The organism is Serratia sp. Nf2 (assembly GCF_003028435.1).
GTDB lineage: Bacteria > Pseudomonadota > Gammaproteobacteria > Enterobacterales > Enterobacteriaceae > Serratia > Serratia marcescens_L.
In genome coordinates, this window is the sequence record NZ_PYTW01000001.1 from 736,866 (window position 1) to 760,096 (window position 23,231).

The 23,231-nt window shown below is 59.4% G+C and carries 23 protein-coding genes; 14 read left to right on the plus strand and 9 right to left on the minus strand.

The window, feature by feature from the left end; translation table 11 throughout:
* Nucleotides 1-320 precede the first annotated feature (320 nt).
* Genes fdhD through C9411_RS03515 form a run of 3 tightly spaced genes read left to right on the plus strand, consistent with a single transcriptional unit; the run spans nucleotide 321 to nucleotide 3,136 of the window.
* Nucleotides 321-1,163, plus strand: coding sequence for a formate dehydrogenase accessory sulfurtransferase FdhD (gene fdhD / locus C9411_RS03505; RefSeq protein ID WP_063990369.1), 843 nt, complete (start codon nucleotides 321-323; stop codon nucleotides 1,161-1,163).
* 58 nt (nucleotides 1,164-1,221) lie between these two features.
* The gene (locus C9411_RS03510) at nucleotides 1,222-2,139 is read left to right on the plus strand and encodes a bestrophin family protein (RefSeq protein ID WP_063990370.1); all 918 of its coding nucleotides are present in this window, start codon (nucleotides 1,222-1,224) and stop codon (nucleotides 2,137-2,139) included.
* A gap of 34 nt (nucleotides 2,140-2,173) precedes the next feature.
* Nucleotides 2,174-3,136 carry a Dyp-type peroxidase gene (locus C9411_RS03515; RefSeq protein ID WP_107226417.1) on the plus strand — a complete coding sequence of 321 codons (963 nt, stop codon included), beginning with the start codon at nucleotides 2,174-2,176 and terminating at the stop codon, nucleotides 3,134-3,136.
* A 27-nt stretch (nucleotides 3,137-3,163) separates the two neighbouring features.
* Here C9411_RS03515 and arsC read toward each other — a convergent pair whose 3' ends face one another.
* The 3 genes from arsC to C9411_RS03530 all read right to left on the minus strand — a co-directional run bounded on the left by arsC (nucleotide 3,164) and on the right by C9411_RS03530 (nucleotide 5,295).
* Nucleotides 3,164-3,595 (minus strand): glutaredoxin-dependent arsenate reductase, encoded by a 432-nt coding sequence (arsC, locus tag C9411_RS03520; RefSeq protein WP_107226418.1) that lies wholly within the window; start codon nucleotides 3,593-3,595, stop codon nucleotides 3,164-3,166.
* 14 nt (nucleotides 3,596-3,609) lie between these two features.
* Nucleotides 3,610-4,899, minus strand: coding sequence for an arsenic transporter (locus tag C9411_RS03525; protein ID WP_107226419.1), 1,290 nt, complete (start codon nucleotides 4,897-4,899; stop codon nucleotides 3,610-3,612).
* Between the two features lie 69 nt (nucleotides 4,900-4,968).
* Nucleotides 4,969-5,295: a metalloregulator ArsR/SmtB family transcription factor gene (locus C9411_RS03530; RefSeq protein ID WP_107226420.1), complete on the minus strand. Its 327-nt coding sequence runs from the start codon at nucleotides 5,293-5,295 to the stop codon at nucleotides 4,969-4,971.
* Between the two features lie 150 nt (nucleotides 5,296-5,445).
* On the opposite strand from C9411_RS03530, the gene C9411_RS03535 reads away from it, so the two are divergent.
* The 4 genes from C9411_RS03535 to C9411_RS03550 all read left to right on the plus strand — a co-directional run bounded on the left by C9411_RS03535 (nucleotide 5,446) and on the right by C9411_RS03550 (nucleotide 8,416).
* On the plus strand, nucleotides 5,446-6,555 hold the full coding sequence (locus C9411_RS03535) for a YbdK family carboxylate-amine ligase (RefSeq protein ID WP_107226421.1): 1,110 nt from the start codon (nucleotides 5,446-5,448) through the stop codon (nucleotides 6,553-6,555).
* 95 nt (nucleotides 6,556-6,650) lie between these two features.
* Nucleotides 6,651-6,830: a hypothetical protein gene (locus C9411_RS03540; RefSeq protein ID WP_004935085.1), complete on the plus strand. Its 180-nt coding sequence runs from the start codon at nucleotides 6,651-6,653 to the stop codon at nucleotides 6,828-6,830.
* Between the two features lie 213 nt (nucleotides 6,831-7,043).
* Entirely contained in the window at nucleotides 7,044-7,640 is a 597-nt protein-coding gene (locus C9411_RS03545; protein WP_063990373.1) for a hypothetical protein, read from the plus strand.
* 2 nt (nucleotides 7,641-7,642) lie between these two features.
* Nucleotides 7,643-8,416: a DUF3307 domain-containing protein gene (locus C9411_RS03550; protein WP_063990374.1), complete on the plus strand. Its 774-nt coding sequence runs from the start codon at nucleotides 7,643-7,645 to the stop codon at nucleotides 8,414-8,416.
* A 48-nt stretch (nucleotides 8,417-8,464) separates the two neighbouring features.
* Here C9411_RS03550 and mgtA read toward each other — a convergent pair whose 3' ends face one another.
* Entirely contained in the window at nucleotides 8,465-11,164 is a 2,700-nt protein-coding gene (mgtA, locus tag C9411_RS03555; RefSeq protein ID WP_107226422.1) for a magnesium-translocating P-type ATPase, read from the minus strand.
* A gap of 243 nt (nucleotides 11,165-11,407) precedes the next feature.
* Nucleotides 11,408-12,106 (minus strand): MgtC family protein, encoded by a 699-nt coding sequence (locus C9411_RS03560; RefSeq protein ID WP_025303346.1) that lies wholly within the window; start codon nucleotides 12,104-12,106, stop codon nucleotides 11,408-11,410.
* A 113-nt stretch (nucleotides 12,107-12,219) separates the two neighbouring features.
* On the opposite strand from C9411_RS03560, the gene C9411_RS25485 reads away from it, so the two are divergent.
* From C9411_RS25485 to C9411_RS03570, 3 genes are all read left to right on the plus strand, one after another.
* Nucleotides 12,220-12,444: a hypothetical protein gene (locus C9411_RS25485; RefSeq protein WP_130017239.1), complete on the plus strand. Its 225-nt coding sequence runs from the start codon at nucleotides 12,220-12,222 to the stop codon at nucleotides 12,442-12,444.
* Between the two features lie 162 nt (nucleotides 12,445-12,606).
* Nucleotides 12,607-14,790, plus strand: a complete 2,184-nt coding sequence (locus C9411_RS03565; RefSeq protein WP_107226423.1) for a glycoside hydrolase — start codon at nucleotides 12,607-12,609, stop codon at nucleotides 14,788-14,790.
* 61 nt (nucleotides 14,791-14,851) lie between these two features.
* Nucleotides 14,852-16,237 (plus strand): CoA transferase, encoded by a 1,386-nt coding sequence (locus C9411_RS03570; RefSeq protein ID WP_063990377.1) that lies wholly within the window; start codon nucleotides 14,852-14,854, stop codon nucleotides 16,235-16,237.
* On the opposite strand, the gene C9411_RS03575 is transcribed toward C9411_RS03570, so the two are convergent.
* Complete coding sequence (locus C9411_RS03575; protein ID WP_063990378.1) at nucleotides 16,234-17,109, minus strand: LysR substrate-binding domain-containing protein; 876 nt, start codon at nucleotides 17,107-17,109, stop codon at nucleotides 16,234-16,236. The genes C9411_RS03570 and C9411_RS03575 overlap by 4 nt on opposite strands.
* Nucleotides 17,110-17,211: 102 nt before the next feature.
* On the opposite strand from C9411_RS03575, the gene C9411_RS03580 reads away from it, so the two are divergent.
* The gene (locus C9411_RS03580; RefSeq protein ID WP_107226424.1) at nucleotides 17,212-18,627 is read left to right on the plus strand and encodes a pyridoxal-dependent decarboxylase; all 1,416 of its coding nucleotides are present in this window, start codon (nucleotides 17,212-17,214) and stop codon (nucleotides 18,625-18,627) included.
* 13 nt (nucleotides 18,628-18,640) lie between these two features.
* Here C9411_RS03580 and C9411_RS03585 read toward each other — a convergent pair whose 3' ends face one another.
* Complete coding sequence (locus C9411_RS03585; protein ID WP_107226425.1) at nucleotides 18,641-19,282, minus strand: GNAT family N-acetyltransferase; 642 nt, start codon at nucleotides 19,280-19,282, stop codon at nucleotides 18,641-18,643.
* 797 nt (nucleotides 19,283-20,079) lie between these two features.
* Here C9411_RS03585 and rcsA point away from each other — a divergent pair.
* A complete protein-coding gene (gene rcsA / locus C9411_RS03590; RefSeq protein WP_004935115.1) occupies nucleotides 20,080-20,709 on the plus strand; it encodes a transcriptional regulator RcsA in 630 nt (209 codons plus the stop codon).
* Between the two features lie 217 nt (nucleotides 20,710-20,926).
* Here rcsA and dsrB read toward each other — a convergent pair whose 3' ends face one another.
* Nucleotides 20,927-21,130 (minus strand): protein DsrB, encoded by a 204-nt coding sequence (gene dsrB / locus C9411_RS03595; RefSeq protein ID WP_060420622.1) that lies wholly within the window; start codon nucleotides 21,128-21,130, stop codon nucleotides 20,927-20,929.
* 319 nt (nucleotides 21,131-21,449) lie between these two features.
* On the minus strand, nucleotides 21,450-21,662 hold the full coding sequence (gene cspE / locus C9411_RS03600; protein ID WP_004935122.1) for a transcription antiterminator/RNA stability regulator CspE: 213 nt from the start codon (nucleotides 21,660-21,662) through the stop codon (nucleotides 21,450-21,452).
* 377 nt (nucleotides 21,663-22,039) lie between these two features.
* On the opposite strand from cspE, the gene C9411_RS03605 reads away from it, so the two are divergent.
* Entirely contained in the window at nucleotides 22,040-22,417 is a 378-nt protein-coding gene (locus C9411_RS03605; RefSeq protein ID WP_063990381.1) for a hypothetical protein, read from the plus strand.
* Nucleotides 22,418-22,928: 511 nt separating this feature from the next.
* Nucleotides 22,929-23,138, plus strand: a complete 210-nt coding sequence (locus C9411_RS03610) for a hypothetical protein (RefSeq protein ID WP_004935132.1) — start codon at nucleotides 22,929-22,931, stop codon at nucleotides 23,136-23,138.
* Nucleotides 23,139-23,231: the final 93 nt, after the last annotated feature.

The following is a 23,231-nucleotide window of genomic DNA, read 5'->3' on the forward strand; positions in this document are numbered from 1 at the left end:
CAGCATAATCACAACCAAACTGTATGTTTATACAGCAAAGAATAAACAAAACGCGAATGCGTGCAACCCCCAATCCCCCTGCAGATCGCACTTTCCCGCGTAATATAATAATTTTCTGAACGATTTTTTGTTTACGCCTGCTAAGCGTTTCACCGCCCCTTGCACACACGTTATCCACCAAAACTGTGGATAACCTGGTGGGGTCGCCGGCAGGGTGTCATTCCCTACACGAGCGGGATCAGGATCCTGTATAATCCCCACACCTGCTAATAAGAATTCACTCCCGTCGGCGCCTCGTCACCGACGGTCACGAGAACGTTATGAATAAGCACCTACTCCTCGCAGAAACCGACGATATCAAACAGGAATGCCTGTCGCGCCACGCGGTCTGGCAGCGCAACGATCTGGCTCAGGCGCAGCAGGATTGGCTGGCGGAAGAAGTGCCGGTCGCCCTGGTGTACAACGGCATTTCCCACGTGGTGATGATGGCGACGCCGAAAGATCTGGCGGCCTTCGCCATCGGTTTTTCGCTGTCCGAAGGCATCATCGCCTCCCCCGACGATATCTACGATATCCGTCAACAGCCGGCCTGCAACGGCATTGAAGTGCATGTGGAACTCTCGAGCCGCCGCTTTATGCAGCTGAAAGAGAAGCGCCGCAGCCTGGCCGGCCGCACCGGCTGCGGCGTCTGCGGGGTGGAGCAGCTGCAGGAGGTCGCCCAACCCATCGCGCCGCTGCCCTTCACGCAACGCTTCGATTTGGCCCTGCTCGACCGAGCGTTGGCGCAGCTGCAGGAGGTGCAAACGGTGGGGAAATTGACCGGCTGCACCCACGCGGCGGCCTGGATCCAGCCGGACGGCGCGCTCAGCGGCGGATGTGAAGACGTTGGGCGCCACGTGGCGCTCGACAAACTGCTGGGTTACCGCAGCCAACAGGCCTGGTCACAAGGGGCAGCGCTGGTGTCGAGCCGCGCCAGCTATGAAATGGTGCAAAAATCCGCCATGTGCGGCGTCGAGATCCTGTTCGCCGTTTCCGCCGCCACCCGCCTGGCGGTGGAAGTAGCCGAACGCAGCAACCTGACGCTGGTGGGCTTCAGCAAGCCGGGGCGCGCCACCGTCTATACGCACCCGCAGCGGCTCTGGCCATCGACGACGGCGGCCTAACGCCGCCGGATAAGAATCGACTATTCTCAATAGCAGGACACCAGGAAGCACCCACGTCATGATCATTCGCCCGAATCAGAACTGGTTTTTTCGCCTGTTCGCCTGGCACGGTTCCGTGCTGTCAAAGATCACCTTTCGCCTGTCGCTGAACGTGCTGATGTCGATAGTGGCGGTGATCAGCTATCAATGGTACGAACAGCTCGGCGTGCATTTAACCATCGCGCCGTTCAGCCTGCTGGGTATCGCCATCGCCATTTTTCTCGGCTTTCGCAATAACGCCGGCTACAGCCGCTTTGTCGAAGCGCGCAACCTGTGGGGCTCGCTGCTGATTACCGAGCGCTCCCTGCTGCGTCAGATCAAAAGCCTGCTGCCGGACGAACCGGCGGTGCATCAGAAGGTCGCCAAGCTGCTGATCGCCTTCAGCTGGAGCCTGAAGCATCAGCTGCGCGCCACCGACCCGACCGCCGATCTGTACCACAATCTCAGCAGTAAAGAGCTGGCGGAGGTGATCGCCAGCCCGATGCCGACCAACCGCATCCTGCTGATGTTGGGCCAGGAGATCGGCAAGCTGCGCCGACGGGGGCTGTTGAGCGACATCACCTTCGAGCTGCTCGACAACAAGCTGAGCGAGCTGTCCCACGCCCTCGGCGGCTGCGAACGGCTCGCCAGCACGCCGGTGCCGTTCGCCTATACCCTGATCCTGCAGCGCACCGTTTACCTGTTCTGCAGCCTGCTGCCTTTTGCCCTGGTGACCGATCTGCATTACATGACACCGTTTGTTTCGGTGTTCATTTCCTATACCTTCTTATCCTGGGACTCGCTGGCCGAAGAGCTGGAAGATCCATTCGGCGTGTCGGCCAACCATCTGCCGTTAAACGCCATGTGCAACACCATCGAGCGCAACCTGCTGGAAATGAACGACCAAAGCCCGCTGCCGCCGCCGATGAAACCCGACGAGCACTTTAATTTGATCTGATTGATTTCACCCGAACACACTGGAGCCGAATGCAATGAATGCAAATAACAATCCGCCGCAAGCCGTATTCACGCCGGTGACGCGCCATGCCATCTTCATCGTCGCCACCCTGTCGCCCGTTCCCGCCCATCTGGCGGCGGTGCGCGCCTGGTGCGGCGACATCGCCGCCGTGGTACGTTCGGTCGGCAAACGCGCGCCGGCGGGCAACCTCACCTGCGTCTGCGGCTTCGGCTCCGAAGCCTGGGATACGCTGTTTGGCGCGCCGCGCCCTCGCCAGTTGCATCCGTTCAGCCCGATCGGCAGCGGGGAACGCGTCGCCGTCGCCACGCCCGGCGACATCCTGCTGCATATCCGCGCTGATGAAATGGATCTGTGTTTCGAACTGGCCTCGCAGCTGGTCGGCAAGCTCGGCGACGCCGTGACGGTGGTCGAAGAGGTACACGGCTTCCGTTACTTCGATCAGCGCGCCATGATTGGCTTCGTCGACGGCACGGAGAATCCGGAGGGACACGAAGCCTACGACTATACGGTTATCGGCGACGAAGACGCGGCGTTCAGCGGCGGCAGCTATGTGCTGGTGCAAAAATACCTGCACGATATGCAGGGCTGGAATTCGCTCAGCGTGGAAACGCAGGAGAAGATCATCGGCCGCCATAAGCAGTCCAACATCGAGCTGGATGAAGCGGTCAAACCGTCGTCATCGCACAGTTCGCTGACCACCATCACCGACGAGCAAGGCAACGAAGTGAAAATTCTGCGCGACAACATGCCGTTCGGCCGCCCCGGCCTGCGCGAATTCGGCACCTACTTTATCGGCTATGCGCGCTCCCCGCAGCCGATCGAGCAGATGCTGGAAAACATGTTTATCGGCCGCCCGGCCGGCAACTATGATCGGCTGCTCGATTTCAGCCACGCGGTGACCGGCACCCTGTTCTTCGTGCCTTCCGCCCCGCTGCTGGAAGCGCTGGCCGATCGCAGCGGCGCCGAACTGCACTGATTTTGCCAGGGCGCAGGGCCGCAGCGATCAGCCTTTGGTTATCCTGCGGCCCTGCGCATCGATCACCGGCTCCCCATCCTCTTTGCTGAAGGCCCCGCGCTGCGGATCCGGCAGAATATCCAACACCGCCTCCGATGGCCGGCACAGACGCGTGCCGAGCGGTGTCACCACAATGGGTCGATTGATCAGGATCGGCTGTTGCAGCATGAAGTCGATCAGTTGCTCATCGTTCCAACCGGTCTCGTCCAGTTTCAACTCGGCGTAAGGCTCGACGTTTTTACGCAGCAACGCGCGCGGTGTCATGCCCATCTCGGCCAGTAGCGCAACCAACCGTTCGCGGTTGGGAGGCGTTTCCAGATACAAAATCACCTCGGGCTCAGCGCCGCTGTTGCGGATCAGCGCCAACGTGTTGCGCGACGTGCCGCAAGCCGGGTTGTGATAAATCTTGATACTGCTCATGACAGTTTCTCCGGTTAGGGTAAAACGGACAGCCGCAGCGCCAGCGCGGCCAGGGTGACGAACAGGATCGGCAGCGTCATCACCAGCCCCACGCGGAAATAATAGCCCCAGGTAATGACGATGTTCTTCCTTGCCAACACATGCAGCCACAGCAACGTGGCCAGGCTGCCGATCGGGGTTATTTTGGGGCCGAGATCGCTGCCGATGACGTTGGCGTAAATCATCGCCTGCTTGATGACGCCTTCCGCACTGCTGCCGTCGATTGACAACGCCCCCACCAGCACCGTTGGCATGTTATTCATGACGGAAGAGAGAAACGCGCTCAGGAAGCCGGTGCCGAGCGTCGCCGTCCATAGCCCCTGCCGCGCCAGCACGTCCAACACGCCGGAAAGCAGTTCGGTCAAGCCGGCGTTGCGCAGCCCGTAGACCACCAGATACATGCCCAGCGAGAAAATCACGATCTGCCAGGGTGCCCCGCGCAGCACTTTACCGGTATTGATCGTCCGTCCACGTTTCGCCACCGCCAACAGAATCAGCGCGCCGCAAGCAGCGACCAAACTTACCGGCACACCGAGCGGCTCCAGGGCGAAGAAGCCAATCAGCAACAGTGCCAATACCGCCCAGCCGGTTCGGAAAGTCGCACGATCGCGAATCGCTTCTTGGGGTATGGGTAAACGCGTCAACGCGTAGCGCCGCGGAATATCCTTGCGAAAGAACAGATGCAACATCACCAGGGTCGCCGCCACGGCGGCAAGGTTGACCGGCACCATCACCGCCGCATACTCCGTAAAGCCCAGCCGGAAGAAATCCGCCGAAACGATATTCACCAGATTGGACACTACCAGCGGCAGGCTGGCGGTATCGGCGATAAAGCCAGCCGCCATGACGAAAGCCAGCACCGCCGCAGGGCGAAAGCCGAGCGCCGACAGCATGGCGATCACGATCGGCGTAAGGATTAACGCGGCGCCGTCGTTCGCGAACAGCGCCGCCACCACGGCCCCCAGCAGCAGCATGTAGGTAAACAGCCATCGGCCTTTGCCGTTGCCCCAGCTCGCGACGTGCAAGGCGGTCCAGGCAAAGAAGCCGCTCTCATCCAGCAGCAGGCTGATGATGATGACGGCGATAAAGGTTGCAGTCGCATTCCAGACTATCTGCCACACCACGGGAATATCGCCGACGTGCACCACGCCGCTCAGTAATGCCAATCCCGCGCCGAACGCTGCGCTCCAGCCGATGCCCAGCCCTCTCGGTTGCCAGATCACCAAGGCCAACGTCAGAATAAAGATCGCCCCTGCCACTATCATCGCCGTCTCACTGCCTCTTCAAATTTACATATATGTTTTTTCAAATGTGTTTGCGCAAATTTTTTACCGTTACGGGCAGCCTTTCGCTACGCGTTGCGCCAACGCCATCATCTGTTCTGGCCGGCACTGATAAGCCTGCTCAATAATCCCCGCCGTCCAGGCAGGCATATGCGGTGACAGGCGATAATGTATCCACTTGCCATCGCGCCGATCGAGCAACAGCCCGCTTTCACGCAACATCGCCAGATGCCTTGAAATTTTGGGTTGCGGCAGCGCCAATGCGCCCGACAACTCGCACACGCACAGCTCGCCGGCGTGGCGCAGCAACAGCACCAGCGTCAGACGCGTCTCGTCCGACAGGTTTTTAAACAACTTCAGCGGCGTCAATGACGTCATGTCGCACTCCCGTTAACCTTACCTTCTTCACAAATCGCTCGTGAAGATACCATTTTCATATTCGAAAAAACAAATATAAAACACAAAGCGTTGTCCCCCTCGCCGAGGCATATACTTATCTTTATGCCGTTCTTGCAGGAAGGAGGCACCATGCCGCTCACATTCAAACGTTCGCAAAGGCTCTCCATCGGCACTGAAATAGAGCTGCAGCTGGTCGATGACGAGCACTACGATCTTACGGATCGGGCCGATCGGGTGATCAGCGCGGTCGGCGACCGCCGGCGCGTCAAACATGAGCTCACCAAATCGATGGTGGAGCTGAACAGCTCGGTGCACCGCGATCTCGGTGAGCTGCACGCCGAACTGCGCGCCCTGACCCATACCGTCCGGCGCAGCGCGCAGCACCTGGGCTGTGACGTCTGCGGCGGTGGCCGCCACCTGAGCAACGACTGGCGCAAGCAGGTCATCAGCGACAGCGCGCGCTACAGGCAGTTGGCCAGCCGCTTTGGCTACCTCTCCAAGCTGGCCTGCGTGTTCGGCCAACACATTCACCTCGGCGTCAACGACGGGGACGAGGCGATGTACCTGTGCCATGCGCTGACGCCCTATTTTCCGCAGCTGATCGCGCTCAGCGCCTCGTCGCCGCTGTATCAGGGCGTCGACACGCACTTTGCCAGCTCCCGTTTCAGCGCGCAGAATTCCTTCCCCAACTACGGATGCCTGGAACACATCTACAGCTGGCGCGAATTCAACGCCTACTACGAACGGCTGAACGCCGCCGGCGTGATTGAAAGCGTCAAGGATATTTACTGGGATGCGCGGCCAAAACCGGAGCTGGGCACGGTGGAGATCCGCATCTGCGATACGCCGCTGCGCCTCGCGCACGCCGTGCTGCTGGTCGGTTACTGCCGCCTGCTGGCTGATTTTCTGTTGCAACACCGCTCGCCGGTCGCGCCGGAATACGATGCCTTCACCCATTACAACAAGATCAACGCCTATCGCAGCGGTTTCGCCGCCGAATACGTCGATCCCGCGACGCTGCGCCGCAGCAGCCTGACCGCTCACATCCTGCACACGCTCGAAGCGCTGAGCGGTTTCGCCGAGCGACAGGAGGATCGGGCCGTGCTGCAGGCGGTCGAGCGCCATGTCCGCCAGGGCATCAGCGATTCGGAGCATATCCGCCAGATGTTGCACAACGGCCTGCCGCAGGCTCAGGTGATCAAGCGCCTGTGCGACGAGCTGTTGCAACCGGCAAGTTAAGTTTCAGCTATCGATTCCATACGCTAAAGCCACTGTTCATTATGTGCTCTTTCGCTACAATCGTGAGCACAGACATTCACCGTATCGAGGACACCATGTACAACTTCTCCCGCTATCAGGCAAAAGAACTGGCGCTGGCTTACATGAGCGGCAAAAAACACGATCTGTCGCCGCAGGAATTTTTGCAGCAGCTGAAAAGCAGCGAACGTTCGTTTGAGCACCTGCTGAAACACGGCAGCGAAATGCCGCGTGACGTTCTGGTTAAAAGCTTCTGAACGGCCGGTCGCCGGCCATTTTCCCTCTACGCCGCCGGTGGCGAGCCTGACAGGCCCGCGCATTCCCGGCCGTTCATCCCCCACTCCTCGCCCTGCCTCGTTTCGTCTTCACAGGCGAAAATCTGATAAATTCGCATCCACAGGCGAATTATTGACATATTCGTATCCAGGTGCGAATTTATAGCCATCCCTCTGCACACAACGGAACACGCCATGCCGATGCCAATCAGCGTTATCAGCGGCGATCTGGTCGATTCTCGCCGGTCAGACACCGTCAACTACCTCAATGGGCTGCATCGCCTGCTCGATCGGCTGCAGCGCGACGGGCGGCTGCATCAGGTGGAAATCTTTCGCGGCGATGCCTTCCAGGCACAGGCCGCCCCGGAGGACGGGCTGTTGCTGGCGGTGTACATTCGCCTCGCGCTGCGGGCGATGGGCGCCGCACACTGGGATGCGCGCATCGCCATCGGGCTGGGCAGCCAACGGCCCGACGCCACCGGTTACGGCAGTGCCTTTATCAACTCCGGCAGCGCGCTGGACGCCATGGTAAAAAATTGTCGGCTGGCTCTGAAAACCGACAACGATCGGACAAACGCCATTGTCAGCGATCTACTGCCAATGTTAGATCATGTGATTGGCCACCTGTCACAGGCCGAAGCGCGCATCGTCCAGACGAGAATGTTCGCCGACAGCGGCGCCGCCGTGGCGGACCAACTGCAGAAAGCCGCCTCCACGGTTTCCGCCGCGCTAAAACGCGCGGCCTACGAGGAAATCATGCGGTTTATTCACGCCATTAACAGGATCGTCTGACTATGGATCTGACCTATGCGCCCTTGCTGGCCTGGCTGTTGCTCGTCCACCTGCTGGCGGATTTTCCGCTGCAGCCGCTGAGTTGGGTGGAAGATAAAATCCAGCATCGCGCACGTTCACGTTTTCTGGTGTTGCACGCATTGCTGCACGGAGTGCTGGCCGCTTGGGTGGTGGCCGGTTTCGGCCTGCTACACGGCGGGCTTTCTTCACTTCAGGTGCTGGCCAGCCTGCTGGTCATCGCCGTCAGCCACTACCTGATCGATTTGCTGAAAGTCACCGCGATGAACCGCCTGAGCCCGGCCCGCAGTTTCCTGCTCGATCAGGGATTGCATCTGGCGGTGATCGCCTTGCTGTGGCTGGGGCTGACGCCGAATGCCGGTGAACTGATCGCCGCGCTGGGGCGGCAACTGGGGCGTTGGCAAACCGGCCTGGTGCTGGTGGCCTACAGCCTGATTTATCTGCCGATGAGCCTGCTGATCGGGCAACTGCTGGCGCACTGGACGCCGCAAATGCCGCCTTCGGCCAAGGCCGACAACGACTCACTGCTGCGCGCGGGCAAACAGATTGGCTATCTGGAGAGAACGCTGATCCTGACCTTTGTGCTGCTGGGGCAAATCCCGGCGATCGGTTTTTTGCTGGCGGCCAAATCTATCTTCCGTTTCGGCGATCTGCGCCAGAGCGACGATAAGATGCGCACCGAGTATGTGCTGCTCGGCACGCTGTTTTCCTTCACGCTGACCATCATGCTCGGCCTGCTGGTCAACAAACTGCTGTAGCGGTGCGGGGGCGAAGAATTTCGCCCCCGAAGTGAATACCGAGACGGCTTAGAGCCACTCGCCGAAGCGGCGGATGTAGAAACGCTTCATCAACTGCGCGACCACGCAGTAGCTGACCAGCGTAGCGGCCAACCACGGGAAGTATTCCCACGGCAGCGGCTGCAGGCCAACCAGGGCGCCGAGCGGCGAGAACGGAATGTAGATGCCGAGCGCCATCACCAACCCGGTGGTCAGCAATACCGGCAGCGCCGCGGTGCTCTGAATGAACGGGATCTTCTGGGTGCGCAGCATATGCACCACCAGCGTTTGCGACAGCAACCCCTCAATGAACCAACCGGACTGGAACAGCGCCTGGTGTTCCACGCTGTTGGCGGCGAACACGTACCACATCAGCGCATACGTCGTGATATCGAAGATTGACGAGGTCGGCCCAATCCACAGCATAAAGCGCCCGATGTTTTTGGAGTCCCACTTGCGCGGCTTGCGCAGGAACTCTTTGTCCATCTTGTCCCACGGCAGCGACAGCTGGGAAATATCGTACATCAGGTTTTGAATCAACAGGTGGATCGCCAGCATCGGCAGGAACGGGATGAAGGCGCTGGCCACCAGCACCGAGAACACGTTGCCGAAGTTGGAGCTGGCGGTCATGTTCAGGTACTTGATGATATTGCCGAAGGTCTCGCGCCCTTTGATCACCCCCTCTTCCAGCACCATCAGGTTCTTTTCCAACAGGATGATGTCCGCCGACTCCTTGGCGATATCGGTGCCGGTGTCGACCGAAATGCCGACGTCGGCATCGCGCAGCGCCGGCGCATCGTTGATGCCGTCGCCGAGGAAGCCGACGGTATGGCCGTTGGCCTGCAGTATTTTCAGCACCCGCGATTTTTGCAGCGGCGTCAGCTTGGTGAAGACCGTGCGCTGTTCCACTTCGCGCGCCAGCTCTTCGTCATCCATCTGTTCAATCTGCAGCCCGGAGAGCGGTTCACCCGGCTCCAGCCCGACGTCGCGGCAAATCTTGCAGGTGATCACCGGGTTGTCGCCGGTCAGCACCTTCACCGTCACGCCGTTTTCCTGCAGCGCGGCGATCGCTTGCTGCGCACTCTCCTTCGGCGGATCGAGGAAGGTCAGCAGCCCTTGCACCACCATGTCGCGCTCGTCGGCCACGCTCAGCGGGTCGGCCGGGCGTTGCGCGTCCAGCTCGCGCGTCGCCAGCACCAGCACGCGGAAACCGTCTTCGTTATACTCGCGGGCCAGCGCCTGCAACGCCGCACGGCGCGCGTCGTCCAGTTCCAGCGTTTTGTCGCCTTCACGCACGTGAGTGGCGATCTCCAGCATCTCCTCTACCGCGCCCTTACAGATCAGCTGCTGCTTGCCATTTTCGTCCGCCACCACGATCGACAAACGGCGGCGCACGAAGTCGAACGGCAGCTCATCCACCTTGCTGAAACGCCCCAGGGCTTCGATCCCCGGTTTGCCGCGTCCGAAGCGGATCACCGCCTGGTCCATCAGGTTCTTCATGCCGCTCTGATGGAAGCTGTTCAGCCAGGCCAGGTGCAGCACCTCGTTATCCCTCGCGCCAGTGACGTCGATGTGATGCTCGAGAATGATGCGGTCCTGGGTCAGCGTGCCGGTCTTGTCGGTGCAGAGCACGTCCATGGCGCCGAAGTTCTGAATGGCGTTCAGGCGCTTCACCACCACCTTGCGGCGCGACATGGCGATCGCCCCTTTCGCCAGGTTGGAGCTGACGATCATCGGCAGCATTTCCGGCGTCAGGCCGACCGCCACCGCCAGGGCGAACAGCGCCGCCTCGCTCCAGTCGCCTTTGGTGAAACCGTTGATCAGCAACACCACCGGCACCATCACCAACATGAAGCGAATCAGCAGCCAGCTAACGCTGTTCACCCCACGATCGAACGCGGTTTGCGCCCGCGAACCGACGATCGATTTAGCCAACGAGCCAAAGTAGGTGCGCCCGCCGGTTGCCACCACCACCGCCGTAGCGGTGCCGCTGGCGACGTTGGTGCCCATCAGGCAGATGTTGGAGAGCTCAAGCAGCGCGTTCTCGCTGGACACTTCCCCTTCGCTCGACTTCTGCGCCACGTTGCCCATCGCATCGTATTTCTCAATCGGGATCGCTTCGCCGGTCAGAATCGCCTGGCTGATGAACAGATCGCGCGAAGCGATAAGACGCACGTCGGCCGGCACCATGTCACCGGCGGAGAGCTGGATGATATCTCCCGGCACCAGTTCGCGGATCGGCACTTCCAGCGCCAACGGATGCGCACTGTAGCTGCTGCGGCGCAGCACCGTGGCGGTGGTGCGCACCATCGACTTCAGCGCTTCCGCCGCTTTGTTGGTGCGGTACTCTTGCCAAAAACGCAGCAGCCCGCTCAACGTGACCATGGTCAGAATGATAATAACGCCGGTGAGTTCAGTTTCTTCACCGCTCTGGCGCGGCAGCCAATAATCGGTAAAGAAACTGATCGCAGCCAGCACCATCAGCACGAAGATAAACGGGTTGTTGAAAGCCTTGATCAGCTGAACCAAGGCATGCGGCGCCTTATCGTGGGCGACCTGGTTGGCGCCGAACTGCTCCAACCGTTCATCGGCGTCGTCCTGGGTCAAGCCGTTGCGGTTGCACTTCAGGTTCGCCAGCGTTTGGGCGATGCTGTTGGTCGCCTCTTGCGCAATGGCGTAGGTCACCGCGTCTTTATCACGGCGACGCGTTCTTTCATTAATCTGAGTCATAACGCTATTCTCTTATTTTCGTTCTGCGCACAGGGAGATCCCGCCCGATAAACAGGTGACTCTGCGCAGAGTGGAATTTTTTAATTAGCGTGACTGAATAACGTGATTACCCTGTCAGCCACGCAGAAATCATTTCCCTTCCGGGGTCATCGTCCATAACACCTCCTTAATGCTCCGCGTTATTCAGGCGTGCCTGAATAAACCTGAACATATAATCAAGTTAGTAAATATTTATATCATTAATCAGACCGGTAATTCGGACGCGACGCGCCAGCGAACGGCACTCACGCTTTTTTCCAGACTGACACGGCAGACAATACCTTCAATTTCTTTTTGCGCAGCCGGTGTAGCGGTAATTTCCGCGCACACTTCCAATTGACCCGGGCTGGAAATATCGGCGCTGCGCAAGGATTGCAACCGCAAGGCGACGCCGTTCAGCGCCTGCAGAATCAGGGTGCGCACCAGAATTTCATCCTGTTCGCCGCAGGTCACCTGAATGCGATAGCACAGTTCCAGATCGGTCGCCTGCTGGTGCGGCTGCAGGTTGATGCGCTGCGCGGCCTCGCGCAGCAGGATATTGGCGCACAGGATCACCAGCGTGGCGACCACCGCATCCCAATGCTGGCCCAGGCCGCACAGGACGCCGATCCCCGCCGAACACCACAGCGTGGCGGCGGTGTTGAGGCCGCGAATGTTCAGCCCTTCACGCATGATAACGCCGGCGCCGAGGAAGCCGATACCCGAGACGATCTGCGCGGCCACGCGGCCGGCGCTGGCCGGATCGGTGGACATGGAGCTGAGAATAAAGACTGCCGCGCCGGTCGCCACCAGCGCATTGGTGCGCAGGCCGGCCATACGTTGGCGCCACTGACGCTCGGCGCCAATCACCGCGCCCAGGCACATTGCCAGCAATAAATTTAAAACGAAAGGAGTCATAGCCATGACTGTCCCCTTAATTAACCGCAGGAGATAAAATCATGTGCTGTTTAGCACACGCAAAATCGCGCCGAAAATAAATCAGCGAATCAGCGTACTGTGCCTGGAGGGAAAAGGCTGTGGCTGCAGAATACCATAATAACGTCCAACTCAATTCACCTGAAACCATCAGGCCTCAGGAAACGTTTTTATTCGGGTATGCACAGCTCAGGAATAACTGGAGAGGGGTGCTGCCCGCCGATAACGGCAAGCAACAAATCAGAAGAGAATTGGTCAGCTTGCCTTATTTATTTTATTACAACTACAACTGTCCAATTGGGTTTCTCCACCGAAATTTTGGCTGAGTATAGTGACGTCGGATAATGAAGTAAAGGCTAATTTATTAAACGAAAAATAAACTGAAATACCGCAATGATATTCCGATGTCACAAATAGAAGACGGCAACATTGGGCGGCAGTGCGCTTATCGGTAAACTGCCCTCCTTCATCTTTCAAGGACGCCCCCGATGAAACACCGACTTTCCCCGCTCGCGCTCGCGCTGCTCGTCAGCTTTCCCGCCGATGCCCTGTTGCTGCAGCAAGGTGACGCGCAGTTTGAACTCGATCCCGCCACGCTGCGCATTGCCGCCGGCGCTGTGCCGGTCAATCTGTCGCAGCCCGCGCAACCGGTGGCGGATCTCACCGCGTCGCCACAACGCGCCAGCTGGCGCTGGCCGCAGAGTGCGGTCAAGGTTAGCGCCAGGTTGGAGGACGGCGATCTGCGCCTGAGCTTCAGCAGCGAGCGGCCACAGCTTCTGACCTGGTATCGCCTGCCGCCGCAGGCGGAAACGCTGTTGCTGCCGATCGGCGAAGGCAGCCGCATTCCGCTCGACAACGCGGTCTGGCGCCATTACCTGACGACGGAAATGACGCCGCTGGATACCAACTGGGATCTGAAGCTGCCGCTGTGGAGCCAGCAATTCCAGGGCAAGGTCTACAGCTGGCTGATGTTGACGCCGTTCAGCAACCGGGTCACCTTCACCGCCGCGCAGGAAAAGCTGGAGATGCGCGCCGGGCATCAGTTCAACCGCTTCAATCAACAGCAGACATTCGAGGTGCTGCTGCACGTCGGCGGCACGCCGCTGTCCGGCGCGCGCCGCTACCGCGACTATTTGCAACAAAACGGCCAGTTCAGCAGCCTGCGCGAGAAGATAAAGCAGGCGCCCGAAGGCGAAAAGCTGATCGGCGCCACCCATGTCTACCTGTGGGGCGATAAATTGCTGGCGGCGGAAGACGTCAAAGATTGGCCGGGGTTGCTGCACTACCTCGCCTCTCCCGCCGCCGAAGGGCTGCGGCAGAAGATGGATGCCGAGAGCAGAAAGCGCCTGCTGCAGCTGGCGGGCAAAACACCGGAGGGCTGGCAGCAACAGCCCCTGATCGACGGCATCAACCAGGCGTTGACGGCGCAAATCCCGCTGGGCGCCACGCCGGATGACGCCGATTTTCTGCAGGCGCAGCAGCGCCAGGCCGCTGCGGTTCAGGAGCGGGCGCAACAGGAACTGGGGCGCTGGTTAACCCCGGCGGGCCGTTGGGGGCAAGGGCTGGCCAAACCGGTGATCGACGCGCTGCGCCAGGCCGGCTTACCGCGCCTGTGGTTGGGCACCGATAACTGGACCGCCGCCTTCCTGCACCCGCAGGCGGTGGCCGCCGCCAAGGCGGCCGGCTATCTGATCGCCAGCTACGACTCCTACGATACCGCCATTCCACGCGGCGTGAACGACAGCTGGCTCACCGCGCAACTGCCGACGGCGCTGCGGGAAAGTTGCGCCATCGTGCGCGCCGACGGCAGCAAGAAACCCGGATTCGGCAAACAGGGTTACTACCTCAACCCGGGCTGCGTCCTGCCCTATTCTCAACAGCGCATGCGCGAGCTGGTGCAACTGGCCGGGTTGAACAGCCTGTTTCTCGACGTGGACGGCACCGGCATGGTCTCCGACGACTATCAGCCCAACCACCCGACCGGCGCGGCGCAGATGGCCGAAGCGCGCAACGCCAGGCTGGCCTGGTTCAGCACCACTCTTAAGCTGCCGCTCGGCTCGGAGGACGGCAATGCGGTGACCGCCCGCAGCCTGATGTTCGCCCACGGCATGGAAACCTGGGGATTCGGCTGGGGCGATAAACAGATGAATCAGGATAAATCCTCGCCCTATTATCTCGGCGCCTGGTGGCCCAACGCCCAACCGGCGTTTTTCTTCCGCCCCGCCAAGGTGAAGCAGCCTTACCGCACCGTCGAATTCGATCCGCGTTACCGCCTGCCGCTGTACCAGGCCGTTTTCCACGATGCAATCGTCAGCAGCCACCACTGGAATTACGACAACCTGAAGTTCAGCGACGTTCAGACCACCCGCAGCCTGCTCAGCCAGCTGTATAACACTGCGCCGATGTTCCATCTGAGCCGCGCCACCCTGGCGGCCCGCCTGCCGGCAATCAAACGCGCCGACGCCGCCTTCCGGCCGCTGCATCAGGCCCTGTGGGACAAAGCGCTGACCGACTTCCGCTGGCTCGATCGGGACGGCTGGGTGCAACAGACGACGTTCAGCGACGGGTCGACGCTGACCGCCAACTTCAGCGCGCAGCCGGTCGCCGGCATCGCAGCCCACAGCCTGCACGCCAAACTGGCCGACGGTCGCACGTTCGACGTTGCGCCTTAGCAAGGTCGCCGGCGGTGGGCTACGCTAGGCTATATTTCCGACGACCCGCAAGGAGTGGCCGATGACGCCTCTGACTCACACTCTGCTCGACGAGATTTGGCAAAGCCTGGGGCAACGGCCCGCCCCCGCCGACCGGTTAACCGTAAGCGGCGTCGGCGCATTGCCTTCGGCTTTTCCCGTCACCGAATTGGCGACCGCCGCCTGGAGCGCCGCCGGTTTGGCCTGCGCCGAATTGCTTCGCCGCGAAGCAACCGAAGCACCGCAGGTCTGGATCGATCAACGCCTGGCCTCGCTCTGGTTCGGCTGGACGCTGCGTCCGCTGGGTTGGACGCTGCCTGCGGCCTGGGACGCGCTGGCCGGCGACTACGAGACGGCGGATGGCTGGATACGCCTGCATACCAATGCGCCGCATCATCGGAGAGCCGTGGAACAGGTGATGGGCCCGGCATCGGATAAAGGCACGCTGGCGGCGCGCGTGCTGAGCTGGAAAAAAAGCGAGCTGGAACAGGCAGTGATCGAGGCCGGCGGCTGCGCGGCCCAAATGCGCTCGGCGGCCGCGTGGCGACAACATATTCAGGGCAAGAGCGTGGCGCTCGAACCCTTGATCCACACCTCGCTGCAGCCGGAAGCGCCGCCGCCGGGTTGGGCGCTGCCCGTCGCCCGGCCGCTGCACGGCGTTCGGGTGCTGGATCTGACGCGCATTCTCGCCGGGCCGATCGCCACCCGTTTTCTCGCCGGTTTGGGCGCCGACGTGCTGCGCATCGATCCCTACGGTTGGGATGAACCCGGCGTCGAGCACGAGGTGATGCTGGGCAAGCGCAGCGCGCGCCTCAACCTGACCAATGCGCACGATCGCCATACGTTTGAACATCTGCTGAGAAACACCGACGTGATCGTGCATGGCTACCGTGCCGGTGCGTTGGAGAAATTGGGCTATGGCGCGGAGGAAAGACGCGCGCTGGCGCCGGGCCTGATCGACGTCTGCCTGAATGCCTACGGCTGGAGCGGGCCGTGGCGCACCCGGCGCGGTTTCGACAGCCTGGTGCAGATGAGCTGCGGGTTGGCGGAGGCGGGCATGGTTTGGCGCAGCGCCAGTTTGCCAGTGCCGCTGCCGGTACAGGCTCTGGACCACGCCACCGGCTATTTGATGGCGACGGCGGTGCTGACCGGTATGGCACAACGCCTGAGCCGCGGCACCGGCTACCACGCGCGGCTGTCGTTGGCGCGCACGGCACAACTGCTGCTGGCGCATCCCTGTTCGGCAGATTATCGGCCGGAACCGCTGGCGCCGGCCGCCCCCGCCGACGAGGATCCGGAAACAGAACTGACTTTCTGGGGCGCCGCGCAACGCCTGCGCGCTCCGTTAAGTCTGCAGGGCACGGCGCTGCAATGGGCGCTGCCGGCGACCACGCTCGGCACCTCGCAGCCGGCGTGGCTGCGCCGTTAAACCGCCGCCAACTGCTGCTGCAGCCACTGCAGCAACCGTAAGACCGCCGTCGTCAGCCCGGCGGTCTGCGGCCACACCAGATAAACGTCGTCCTCGCTCAGGCGGCAGGGCGCGGCCAATGCCACCAACCTCCCCGCGTCGATCGCATCCTGCACCAGCAGCTTTTTCGCCAGCGCGATGCCGAACCCCTGCTCGGCCGCGCGAATCAACAATCCGGCATCGTTGAACACCGCCTGTTGCCGCCCACACCGCGTGCGCCCTTGTGCATTGAACCAGTCGCGCCACGGGCTGACGTCGTGCTCCAGCAAGGGAACGTCGCCACCGTTCTCGAATGCCGTTCCCCACTGCCGCGCCATGTCCGGCGAGGCGACCGGCAGCACGTCACCCGACGCGATGCGCTGGGCCTGCAGCCCCGCCCACTGGCCGTTGCCGATGCGGATCGCCGCATCGAACCCGCGCTGCGACAGATCCTGCAGCGCCAGCGACGCATCGATATCCAGCGCAATATCGGCGCAGGCTTCATGGAAGGCCGGCAGACGCGGCAGCAGCCAATAATGAGCAAAAGACGGCAGCACGCTGATGCGCAGCGTCTGGCTTGCCGCAGCGCGCCGGGCGCGGGCAACGCCCTGTTGCAACGCCTGCAGCGCCGGCTCTACCGCCGCCAGCATCTCTTTCCCGGCCGCATTCAGACGCACACCGCGCCCGCGCCGTTCAAACAGCGGGTGGCCGACCGCCTGCTCCAGCAGCTGAATTTGCTGGCTGACCGCGCCGTGCGTTAAATGCACCTGCTGCGCCGTGGCGCGCAGATTCTCCAACCTGGCGGCGATAACAAAGGTCGGCAAGACATGCAGGGGAAGGCGCTCACTCATCACTGGTTAACCATGCTATCCAAAACGGTTATTTTTCATCGATTTTGACCCGCCCGCAACTGTTCTATGTTTATGCCATCTATCCCTGATGCTTTCGGAGCCGCCATGCACCCACGTTTACAACAGGATCTTACACAGTTTCCGCAGATCCTCGACCACACCCGCCAGTTGGCGGAAGATTTTCTGGCCGGGCTGCGTGAGCGCTCGGTCTGCCCACCGCTCACGCAACAGCAACTGCAACCCGGTGACGATCGGCTGGCGGAAAACGGCGAAGGCGCCCTGGCGGCGCTGGATGATTTTTGGCAACGTTATCAGGCGGGCATTTCCGCCAGCGCCGGCCCGCGTTATTTCGGCTTCGTCACCGGCGGCGGTACCCCAGCGGCGGTCGCGGCGGACTGGCTGGTTAGCGTGACAGACCAAAATAGCCAACTCAGCCATGATACGATCGCTGCGGCGATCGAGCTGGCCGCCGTGACGCAGTTGAAATCCCTGCTGGGCCTGCCGGAAGCGTTCAGCGGCAGCCTGGTCAGCGGTGCCACCATGGCCAATTTCGCCGGACTGGCCATTGGCCGGCAGTGGCTGGGGCAACAGCACGGCGTGGATATCGCCCAACGGGGCCTGGCGGCGCTGGGCCCGATCCGGGTGCTGGCGGCCAACCCGCATTCCAGCAGCGTGAAGGCGCTCAGCATGCTCGGCATCGGCCGCGACGCGCTGACGACCGTCGCCAGCCTGCCGGACTCGGAAGCCATGGATATGGCGGCGCTGGAGCGACAGCTCGCCGCCGGTGAAGGCCGCCCCACGTTGGTGCTGGCCAGCGCCGGCACGGTCAACACCGTCGCCTTCGACGATCTGCCGCGTCTGCTGGCGCTGCGGGAGCGCTATCCGTTCTGGCTGCATGTCGATGCGGCTTTCGGCGGCGTGGCGGCCTGCTCGCCGCTGTACGCCCCAAGGCTCGAGGGCTGGCAGCATGCCGATTCCATCACCGTCGATGCGCACAAATGGCTGAACGTACCTTATGACAGCGCGATCCAATTTACCCGCCACCTGAATCTGCAGATGCAGGTATTTCAGAACCATTCAGCCTACCTGGAAGCGCCGACGCCGCGGCCGGATAACTATCTGCACCTGACACCGGAAAATTCGCGCCGCTTTCGCGCCCTGCCGCTCTGGCTGACGTTGAAAGCCTATGGCCGCAGCGGCATACGGGATATCGTCGAGCGCAACGTCCGATTGGCGCAGGCGCTGGGTGCGGCGCTGGCAGCCGACGACGGTTTCCAGCTGCTGGCGCCGGTGAATTTGAACGTGGTGTGCTTCGCGCTCAGCCACCCGCAGGGCGACAGCGAAGCGGCGCGCGATCGCTTTCTCGAGCGCCTTAACCGGCACGGCGTGGTGCGTTGCACCCCGACGACCTATAACCGTCAGCCAGGGATCCGCGCCGCACTGGTCAACTGGATGACGGAGGAACGGGACATCCGGCTGGCGCTGGACTCGCTGCGCCATTGCCTGGCGGAAACGGCCTAACGCGCGCGGCGCACTAGCCGAGTTGGAAAGCCTGCAAACGCAGCTCTTGCCGCCCGTCATCGCTGATGTTATCCGGCGACAGCCAGGCGGCAAACGCCGCGCACCGCGCCGGCCACTCCCCGTCGACAATCGACAGCCAGTCGGTGTCGCGCGTGCGTCCTTTGACGACGACCGCCTGGCGGAACGTGCCTTCATAGCGGAAACCCAAGCGCTCGGCGGCCTGGCGCGAAGGCAGATTGAGGCTATCGCATTTCCATTCGCAGCGCCGGTAGCCAAGATCGTCGAACAGATGCCGCAGCATCAGGAAAATCGCCTCGCTGCCCAGCGCGCTGCGCTTCATCAGCGGCGACCAGTTGATGGTGCCCAATTCGGCCACGCCGTTGCCAGGATCGATGCGCAAAAAGGCGCAGGTTCCTACCGCGCGCCCATTCGCCCGATCGATCACCACCATCGTGTTTCTGTCTGCGTTGGACGTCTGCGCCTGGAGATAATGCTGGAAATCTGCGCGCGACTGCGGCCGTTCCCAAAACAAATAGGTCCAGTCGCGATCGTCCTCGGCGGTTTGATAAGCCTGATAAAGCGCATCCCCCCAGCGCTCGAGGTTAAGCGGTTCGAGGCGGCAAAACCGCCCTCGCAACGATGTGTGCCCGGGCATGCCTGCCGGCTGCCAATGAGGGAGGGCTTCACCTATCGGCTGCCCATACTGATTCCGTCTCACCGCGGCATCCTGTTTTTTGAAAGGTGGAGAGGCAAGTTAAAACCAACGCGGGCCAGAGACAACTCCGACCTGCCATTCCTGCCCCGCGGATCGGGCAGCAGGATGATAGTTTAGAAAAATCACTGAATCACCGTTAAACATTCACGAAAACTATTCCACGTGAAATAAATATCCAGATAACTCATTGTAAAACGGTGACTTATAGCAACAATTAAGCTACACATTCCGGCCATAATGTTAACTTTTGTTTGTTGTTATGATAAAAAAAGAAATGCTTATCATTAGCTTGAGAAGAAAAAAGCACCGCAACATAATGATTTTTATATGTAAAAAACAAAGACCTTCGGGGGAGGCGTTTTTTGACCACTCAAAAAATGCGCTGAAACACTTCAAAAAAACGACACATGAATTTTTTTTAAGACTTTTCCTAGCAAACTAAAATTTTGTTTCGTGACATGATGAACAGATTCGCGGCAAGCAATGCAGACAGGCACGGGCGCCAAGCGCAAATCAGGCTCAACATGCCGAAGCTGGACGGGCAGCAGATCGTTCTGACTTAAGCCAAACTTATAGATTCATGCAATTAATAAGTTTAGTATGAAAATATCATTGAGTGACGCCGTGTTTATTGATAGAACACTCGCTACACTGAATTATTGCTCCATTTTGCCTTTCGGCTTTTTAGGCTTTTTCTCATATTACCGCAGTAAAACGGATTTAAGTGGGGGTGCGATATGCCAACGATCATCATGGATTCATGTAGCTATACCAGATTGGGTTTAACCGACTATCTGACTTCGCATGGCGTGAAGAAACGCCATATTAATGCCATCGAGGACATTGACAGCCTGCACGAAAAATGCAGTAAGTTGAATCCCAGCCTGGTGTTTATTAACGAGGACTGCTTCATCCACGAAGCAAACGCCACCGAGCGAATAAAACGGGTGATTTCACTGCACCCGGATACGTTATTCTTCATCTTCATGGCCATTACCAACGTACATTTCGACGATTATTTATATGTTCGCAAGAACGTCATCATATCGTCAAAATCCATCAAACCAGAGACTATGAATCAGCTACTTAGTCACTATCTCGAGAGAACGTCCCTCCGAACGGAGAAATCTTCTCTGGATCAAACACCGGTAACGCTGAGCCAGACTGAATCGAACATGTTACGCATGTGGATGTCCGGTCAAGGCACCATCCAGATATCAGACCAGATGCAAATAAAGGCCAAAACGGTCTCTTCCCACAAAGGAAACATCAAGCGGAAAATAAAAACGCACAACAAGCAGATCATTTACCACGTTGTTCGTTTGACCGATACCTTGACCAGTGGAATATTTGTCAATAGCCGTTGAACCACAGAGAACGCCCCACTCTGTTTTGCCGGCCGTTAAATACCCGGTGATAATGTCATCTGGATATCAGGCGCCGAGACCCTTAAAAGAATACCTGCTGCGTTATCCCCCGCTAGCGCAGCGGGTATTTTTTTGCCGTCGATAAAAATAATCTTACCGCCATGAAATAATCTCAAAATGGACAATTTCATTAGCAAATTAATGAGATTAGCCGAAGTTACTGCCCATCGTGCTCGCGACAGAGCTCCACAAACGTGCCGTCACGGCTGTCGATTTCATTAAAAAACCATACGCCCGCCGGGTAGTCGTCAAGAGAAACCAGATACATGGTGCCTTCGTTGAACACCTCTACGGCCAGAATGACGCCTTCACGCCGCGGGCCGCCGTCTGTTTTTACCGTCACTCGATCGTTAACCTGCATACCGTTCCCCATTATTTGCGATTGCCGTCAGTGTATTACAAAAGCGAGGGTAATGGACACCGCTCTAGCCCCGCCGGCCTCTGCTATCAGCGTAGCAGCCGCCTGGATTTTCACTTTCTTAACGGTTTGGCCGCAGAATCTTAAGCCGGCCTCGCGTAGCCTGTCTTCAGGCGTTTCCCCCCAGAGAAGCGCTCGCAAATGAAGAAGTAACAAGGAACTTTTGCCCGCAGACTTGCGGGCTTTTTTTTGCGCGCTGCCAAATGGCAGGCATAAAAAAACCCGCCGCGGCGGGTTTTTTTCAATCAGCGCTAGACGCCAATTAGATAGCGGTAACGTTAGCCGCAGATGGACCTTTCGCACCGTTCTCGATAGAGAACTGTACGTTCTGGCCTTCAGCCAGGGTCTTGAAGCCTTGATCCTGGATAGCAGAGAAGTGTACGAATACGTCTTTGCTGCCGTCTGCTGGGGTGATGAAACCAAAACCTTTAGCTTCGTTGAACCACTTCACTTGACCTTTGATCATGTTAGACATGTCTAATTTCCTTCAATAATAAATGTAAGCCGCCATGGGCGAGGTAGCCGGTCATCAGTTACTTATGGAGGCACTGGAAAGGAAATTCGTCAGAGAAGGGCTATCCGGGATAACGCTTTAAATTTGAACTACTTTACTCAAAATGTCGTGCATAAATAGGTCTGTACCACAGGCCGACATCATTAACTCATGAGCGAGCGGCAATAGCAACCTTTTTCGCCGTGACGGGACGCTAATCTCGGCTAAACGCGCAGGATTTGACCCTGTCTACCGTTCGAGGCGCCGCCTGGCTCACCCGTAACGCCCAAGGCAAATGATAGTAATTCTCGTTCTGCTGTTTTATAGTTGCCTGACGAAATCATTCAGGGAGATTCACCATGCCGAGATGGCTTACATTACCGGCTGCCAGCGCCGCCGCCCTGCTGGCCTTTGCCGCTTACAGCGCTCCCCAGAGTGCACTGGAACTCAATTATCAAGCCCCCGAGCCCAGCGTGGCTCCCGCGCCCAAACCGCCAGCCCCTTCAGGGCCGGCCCCCAAAGCGGAAAAACCGCCGATTGCCTGGGCAGAGGCGAGAGATAAAAGCGGTTTTCGCGTCGATATCGAGTGCGATCATCCAGGCTGCAGCAAACCGCGCGCCAAACCTTATCCCGCATATGAAGGCCCGGTGAAGAAAACCGATCGCCGCCGTCAGTCTGATCCTTATTCCACCAATCAGGATCCCGATTACAACATTCAGCTGGGCTATGAGTGGTAGTGGCGCTTTCGGAGTAATACCTATATCAGCCTCCTTTGCCGCTGCATAGAATATGCCTTAGTTCACCACTCCTCCTGGTGTTGAACACAACAAGCTGTGTTGCAAATCTTTATGCGCCTCCCTATAGGCGCTTTTTTTTGGGTCCCTCCCTCAACGCGTCTTCCGATTACAGATTGCTCTCATTGCCCCACAAAGTGATGAATGTCACAAATACGCCTCCTTGCCATTCTTATTCGGAGGTAACGTTCATGGCCACAGGATCCCTTGCCCTCCTGGCCGTCTTGGCCGGCATTGCGGGTTTCGCCCTCTACAAACATTTAAAATCTCAGAAAAAAAGCACACTCGTCCGCCCGTACGATCGGTAACCGGCAACGCGCTTTCACCGCGAGGGCCCGGCACATCGCGCGCCGTGCCTTTGCGGACTGTCATGCTTTCATCACAAAATTGTCACATTATGGCCATATGATAATTTGCGTTTATCCGCTCTGGCTTAACACCAAGGATTTCGCCCATGACCATAATTAAAGCTGCAAACCATCAGGAAGCAGAAAAACTCATCCGCGCCGGCACCGCCAAGAAAATCGAACTGGCCTACGACATCGGCAGCGACGACTTCTTCCAGCTTGCCAGCCTGTGGTGCGATAAAGGCGCCAAGATTTCCAAAGGAAAAGAACACTTCATCGTCTCGTTGAAAGGGTTCCGCATCCCGCCTAACGATTGATACCCTGCCGCCCATCGCGGCGGCTTCGCCCCTTCCTCGTAAAACCGCTCTATTCGACCACGCGCGCCTCATTCGATTTCGCTAAGCTAAGAG

Coding starts and splice junctions, on each gene's coding strand:
- C9411_RS03570 (WP_063990377.1), top strand. CDS start 14,852: ATGACGCCTCTGACTCACACTCTGCTCGACGAGATTTGGCAAAGCCTG.
- dsrB (WP_060420622.1), bottom strand. CDS start 21,130: ATGCAGGTTAACGATCGAGTGACGGTAAAAACAGACGGCGGCCCGCGG.
- C9411_RS03585 (WP_107226425.1), bottom strand. CDS start 19,282: ATGCCCGGGCACACATCGTTGCGAGGGCGGTTTTGCCGCCTCGAACCG.
- rcsA (WP_004935115.1), top strand. CDS start 20,080: ATGCCAACGATCATCATGGATTCATGTAGCTATACCAGATTGGGTTTA.
- C9411_RS03515 (WP_107226417.1), top strand. CDS start 2,174: ATGAATGCAAATAACAATCCGCCGCAAGCCGTATTCACGCCGGTGACG.
- arsC (WP_107226418.1), bottom strand. CDS start 3,595: ATGAGCAGTATCAAGATTTATCACAACCCGGCTTGCGGCACGTCGCGC.
- C9411_RS03530 (WP_107226420.1), bottom strand. CDS start 5,295: ATGACGTCATTGACGCCGCTGAAGTTGTTTAAAAACCTGTCGGACGAG.
- C9411_RS03540 (WP_004935085.1), top strand. CDS start 6,651: ATGTACAACTTCTCCCGCTATCAGGCAAAAGAACTGGCGCTGGCTTAC.
- fdhD (WP_063990369.1), top strand. CDS start 321: ATGAATAAGCACCTACTCCTCGCAGAAACCGACGATATCAAACAGGAA.
- C9411_RS03545 (WP_063990373.1), top strand. CDS start 7,044: ATGCCGATGCCAATCAGCGTTATCAGCGGCGATCTGGTCGATTCTCGC.
- cspE (WP_004935122.1), bottom strand. CDS start 21,662: ATGTCTAACATGATCAAAGGTCAAGTGAAGTGGTTCAACGAAGCTAAA.
- C9411_RS03525 (WP_107226419.1), bottom strand. CDS start 4,899: ATGATAGTGGCAGGGGCGATCTTTATTCTGACGTTGGCCTTGGTGATC.
- C9411_RS03605 (WP_063990381.1), top strand. CDS start 22,040: ATGCCGAGATGGCTTACATTACCGGCTGCCAGCGCCGCCGCCCTGCTG.
- C9411_RS03580 (WP_107226424.1), top strand. CDS start 17,212: ATGCACCCACGTTTACAACAGGATCTTACACAGTTTCCGCAGATCCTC.
- C9411_RS03610 (WP_004935132.1), top strand. CDS start 22,929: ATGACCATAATTAAAGCTGCAAACCATCAGGAAGCAGAAAAACTCATC.
- C9411_RS03550 (WP_063990374.1), top strand. CDS start 7,643: ATGGATCTGACCTATGCGCCCTTGCTGGCCTGGCTGTTGCTCGTCCAC.
- C9411_RS03535 (WP_107226421.1), top strand. CDS start 5,446: ATGCCGCTCACATTCAAACGTTCGCAAAGGCTCTCCATCGGCACTGAA.
- mgtA (WP_107226422.1), bottom strand. CDS start 11,164: ATGACTCAGATTAATGAAAGAACGCGTCGCCGTGATAAAGACGCGGTG.
- C9411_RS03565 (WP_107226423.1), top strand. CDS start 12,607: ATGAAACACCGACTTTCCCCGCTCGCGCTCGCGCTGCTCGTCAGCTTT.
- C9411_RS03510 (WP_063990370.1), top strand. CDS start 1,222: ATGATCATTCGCCCGAATCAGAACTGGTTTTTTCGCCTGTTCGCCTGG.
- C9411_RS03560 (WP_025303346.1), bottom strand. CDS start 12,106: ATGGCTATGACTCCTTTCGTTTTAAATTTATTGCTGGCAATGTGCCTG.